Source organism: uncultured Dialister sp., from assembly GCF_900541605.1.
In the GTDB taxonomy this organism is placed as follows: domain Bacteria; phylum Bacillota; class Negativicutes; order Veillonellales; family Dialisteraceae; genus Dialister.
This window is the reverse complement of the sequence record NZ_UQKJ01000148.1, coordinates 1-4,234: the sequence shown is the minus strand read 5'-3', so window position 1 is coordinate 4,234 and position 4,234 is coordinate 1. Positions and strand designations below refer to the sequence as shown.

The 4,234-nt window shown below is 54.6% G+C and carries 4 protein-coding genes; 2 read left to right on the top strand and 2 right to left on the bottom strand.

The window, feature by feature from the left end:
- Positions 1 to 135: 135 nt before the first annotated feature.
- Positions 136 to 894: a TSUP family transporter gene (locus QZR21_RS08305; protein ID WP_296974872.1), complete on the bottom strand. Its 759-nt coding sequence runs from the start codon at positions 892 to 894 to the stop codon at positions 136 to 138.
- A 424-nt stretch (positions 895 to 1,318) separates the two neighbouring features.
- On the opposite strand from QZR21_RS08305, the gene QZR21_RS08300 reads away from it, so the two are divergent.
- Together QZR21_RS08300 and mnmA are read left to right on the top strand one after the other, a co-directional pair.
- A complete protein-coding gene (locus QZR21_RS08300; RefSeq protein ID WP_296100199.1) occupies positions 1,319 to 1,609 on the top strand; it encodes a hypothetical protein in 291 nt (96 codons plus the stop codon).
- A gap of 762 nt (positions 1,610 to 2,371) precedes the next feature.
- A complete protein-coding gene (gene mnmA / locus QZR21_RS08295; RefSeq protein WP_296100197.1) occupies positions 2,372 to 3,430 on the top strand; it encodes a tRNA 2-thiouridine(34) synthase MnmA in 1,059 nt (352 codons plus the stop codon).
- Positions 3,431 to 3,627: 197 nt separating this feature from the next.
- Here the strand turns inward: mnmA and QZR21_RS08290 are convergent, their stop codons facing one another.
- The gene (locus QZR21_RS08290; RefSeq protein ID WP_296974868.1) at positions 3,628 to 4,008 is read right to left on the bottom strand and encodes a type II toxin-antitoxin system HicB family antitoxin; all 381 of its coding nucleotides are present in this window, start codon (positions 4,006 to 4,008) and stop codon (positions 3,628 to 3,630) included.
- Between the last annotated feature and the right edge of the window lie 226 nt (positions 4,009 to 4,234).

The following is a 4,234-nucleotide window of genomic DNA, read 5'->3' as shown; positions in this document are numbered from 1 at the left end:
CTATGGAGTCCGAACTACACTTTTAATTGTGTCCTTGACAAGGGGGCCAGTTCAGGTGGCGGCGCACAAGTGATATAGCGCCGCGAGTTTTATGAGGGTTTGGCTTACGGCGGATCACCGCTGTACGTTAGTACCCTATTTCGTAATTAACTCGTACAGCACTTTGATGAAGAAAATCGTGAGCACCGTGATGATGACGGGCTTCACGTTTTTGGCGCCGCCTTTGGCGAAGTACTGGGCGCCCAGGTAGTTGCCGGCCATGCCGAAAAGACCGGCGATGATGCCCAGGGGGAAGAGCACCTTGCCGTTCAGCAGGAACACGCAGAGGGCGGTGATGTTGGTGGTGGAATTGATGACTTTTGTGACGCCATTGGCCTCTTTCAGGGGCAGGTGGGCTACGCCGGTGAGGAGGAGCAGCAGGAACGTGCCGGTGCCGGGGCCGTAGAAACCATCGTAGACGCCGATGATGAGGGCCATGAGCACGCTGAGGATGGCGGTTTTCTTATAGGGGAAAGGGGCCTTCTCTGCAATGAGGGCTTTTCCCTTGGTCACATAGATGGCGGTGAGTGGAAGGACCACCACCATGAAGAGCATGAAAATGTGGGAGTCCATGAGCAGTGCCAGCCGGGCGCCCAAAGAGGAACCGGCAAAGGCAAAGGCCACGCAGGTGGCGGACAGCTTCCAGGGGATGAAGCCGCTTCTGGCGAACTTGAAGGTAGCCAGGACGGTGCCCATGGTGGAACTCATTTTGTTCGTGGCGATGGCATTGTGCACCGGAAGGCCGCTGATGAGGTAGGCCGGCAGGGAAATGAGTCCGCCGCCGGCGATGGCATCTACAAACCCGGCAATCATGACCAGGGGGCAGATGATAAGATACTGAAGGATAAGATCCATGGAAACTCCTCTACATGTAAGGTTTAGTATTTCTTCATCATAGCACGGGGAAGAAATTTGGTAAAGAAGAGAGGTAAGATCGAGGCCGACACTGAGATCGAGGGGGATGGCGGCCCTGCCGCAGTTGGAATCCTGAAGACGGTAAACCCCATAACGGATAAATGACTCTACAGGAGGCTCTCTTCCCTGAAGAGAGCTGCCCACGGGGCTGAGAGATGGTGATGGAAACAGATGGAATTGGCCAGGGGACCCATTTAGCTAATAGCTAAAGATTCAAGGCTGCGTCCGTTTGCACCTGCGCCGGCCGCCCATCCGCCGCAGGCATGGGCCCTCGATCTCGACCTCGGTCTCGATCCTGGCAACGGGAATTGAAACTTTATTATATACTAATGTATATACATATACATTCCTGAAAGGAGACGCTATGGAACCAAAACTGGAGGAATACAGGGATACCATTATACGCATGGTGGAGGAAAAGGGATTTCCCGGTGAACTGGGGGCCCTGGTGGCGGCCACCCTGGGTACGGAGTACGGCATGGGCCGCATGATCCGCTACCTGTCCCATGCAGATCCCCAAAGACCGGAGGAAATCGCCGATGAAATGCTGGCCATCTGCGATGACCGGGACCGGTGGCGGGAAAAGAAGGAAGCGGAATTTTACCAGCAGAAGTATAATCGGTATCTGTGGGATAAGAAGCAGTCCGACGAATGAGGATGGTATAGGGGCTGGCGAGTGGAGTCATCAGCGGCCAGGCCTTGAGCCTTGAGCTGCATAGGCTCTGCGGGCCGATTCCATCACCATTTCTCACCTTGGTGGGGTGAGGATAGCTGATGGGAATTGCTGGAAGCGCCGCAGGCTGTTCTCCTCGATCTCGGCCTCGATCTCAATCTCATTCGCCCACAGGGCCTTGCCAGCTCATGGCCCAGGCTGGCGACATCATCTGCTTTGCAGAACCCGCCTCTGCGAGGCGGATCCATCCTGCGGCTTTGGCGCGGCCCTTCTCCAAGGGCCTGCATGATCAGGGACAGAGTAACATGGAGTGAAGAAAGCTGGGACCCCGCGTCTTTGCAGCAGTTGAAATCCTGAAGTCTCCAACCATAAAGCGTGCAATTGACTCCGCATGAGGCGCCTTCCATTTATCAATTGACACTGCCCAGGGACTGGGGATAGTTGATGGAACTGATAGTCTGGCCCGCAGGAGCCTGCCCGGCTCAAGGAAGGGAAATATATACTCTGCGGCGCTCTATCATTTTGATGCGCCGCACCGCCACTCCTCCCTCCTTACTGACATCCCATGCACGATTGGCGCTATCCATCAGCGCAATTTACATCAAAACCCTTCTATCTGTCCTTGCGCCGTAATGATATAATGTATAAGCATCCTTCGGACTTTCACTCCGATGTCGGGAATTCCGGCTTTTTCGGATTCCCGGAATGATGGTTTATGCGGATATTCCGCAGAAAGGATAGTGTATGACAGAAAAGAAAAAAGTGGTGGTGGCCATGTCCGGCGGCGTGGACAGTACCCTCACGGCGCGGCTGCTCCTGGACCAGGGCTACGATGTGTACGGCGCCACCATGTACCAGTTCGACGGGCAGGACGAGGAAATCGAAGGGGCCCGGGCCATGGCGGAGTTTATCGGCATTCCCTTCAAGGTCATCGACGTGCGGGAGGCGTACCGGAAGTTTGTGCTTTCCTATTTCATCGACGCCTATGCGAAGGGCATGACCCCCAATCCCTGCATGATGTGCGATTTCAAGGTGAAATTCGGCCTCTTCTACGATGAAGTGCGGAAGGCCTTCGATGCTCCCTATTTCGCCACCGGCCACTATGCAAGAATTATTTACAATCCGGAACGGCAGAAGTTCGAAGTCCACAAGGGCATCGACCTGGGGAAGGACCAGTCCTACATGATGTACCACCTTACCCAGGACCAGCTGGCCCACATCATCTTCCCCCTGGGCCGGACTTTCAAGAAAGATACCCGCCTGATTTCGAAGGAAAAGGGACTTCCTACCTATAATAAAGCGGAATCCCAGGATATCTGCTTCCTCACCAGCGAAAAGTCCTACGTGGAATTCCTGCAGAACCATGCGCCCGAAGCTTTCCGGCCGGGGGATATTGTGGATAAGAAGGGACGGGTCTTGGGCCATCACCGGGGCATTCCCTACTACACCATCGGCCAGCGGAAGGGCCTGGGCATTGCGGCCCGGACACCTCTTTACGTGACGGCCCTGCGGCCCGACAGGAACCAGGTGGTGGTGGGAGAAAATGAGGACCTCTTCCGCACCCGGCTTCTGGCGGACGAGCTCCATTTCAACGATGACGAGCCGCCGGCGGAAGAATTCCGGTGCCAGGCGAAAATCCGCTACGGCATCCGGGTCCACGACTGCACGGTGACCCTGGAAAAGAATGGCCGGGCGGTGGTGAAATTTGACGAGCCCCAGCGGGCCATTACCACCGGCCAGTCCGTGGTGTTCTACGATGATGACCGCCTCATCGGCGGCGGCACCATTATGAGGGCGCTGTAAGGACATCGGTATTATATGTGGCTGATGCAGAATCGTCTGCCATGGGTTCCATGCAGGTGACGCTGCCGCTGCCCGTCAGATGCAATCCGGCTGCCCGGCGGCTGTTCAGCACAAGGCACAAGGCCCCCGCCCGTTCATAGGCATCTTTCACACAAAAAGAGCTATGCAATTTTGCATAGCTCTTTTATATATCTATTTTATCTCAGCCCAAATACCCTGGCCAGAATTCCGACTTTCCTGCCCTTTCTGGCAGAAGCGGCCCATTCGGCGGATTTGGTATCGGCATGTTTTACTTTGTAGGCGCAAAAGGCGCGGTAGCTGTCCATGTCCACAAGGATGACACAGACCTTTTCATTCCGGCAGCGGCGCTGTAAAAGTCTCTCGTTCGAAGGAAGGGGGAAGGGAATCTCCTTTTCTTCCATTTCCAGAAGGGAAGCAGCCATGGCATTGCGGGCCCGGCTGGCGGTCTCATCCATGGTGCGGCCGAAGGCCTGGCATCCGGGAATATCCGGGAATACAGCGGCAAAGGTCCCTTTTTCAGCGTCATGTGAAAATATGGCGGGATAGAAATATTTCATTATTTCCCCCCTTTCCTCTAAATCCGGATTCCAACAAAAAACTTGGTCATTCTTATTTTATACCATTTTACCCTCTCCTGCCAAGATAAATTTACAGGAATTTGAAGGGAATTTGACATTGGGAGGCGGAGCTGATGGGTAAAGTCATTCGTGCGGGGGCTTCTAGCCGCTAGCTGTTAGGGAAACGCTGATTTAATCAAGAAAATATCGTCAGAAAACACTCTTT

Excerpts from the sequence above, each read along its gene's own strand:
- QZR21_RS08305 (WP_296974872.1), bottom strand. The coding sequence starts at position 894 with ATGGATCTTATCCTTCAGTATCTTATCATCTGCCCCCTGGTCATGATT.
- QZR21_RS08300 (WP_296100199.1), top strand. The coding sequence starts at position 1,319 with ATGGAACCAAAACTGGAGGAATACAGGGATACCATTATACGCATGGTG.
- mnmA (WP_296100197.1), top strand. The coding sequence starts at position 2,372 with ATGACAGAAAAGAAAAAAGTGGTGGTGGCCATGTCCGGCGGCGTGGAC.
- QZR21_RS08290 (WP_296974868.1), bottom strand. The coding sequence starts at position 4,008 with ATGAAATATTTCTATCCCGCCATATTTTCACATGACGCTGAAAAAGGG.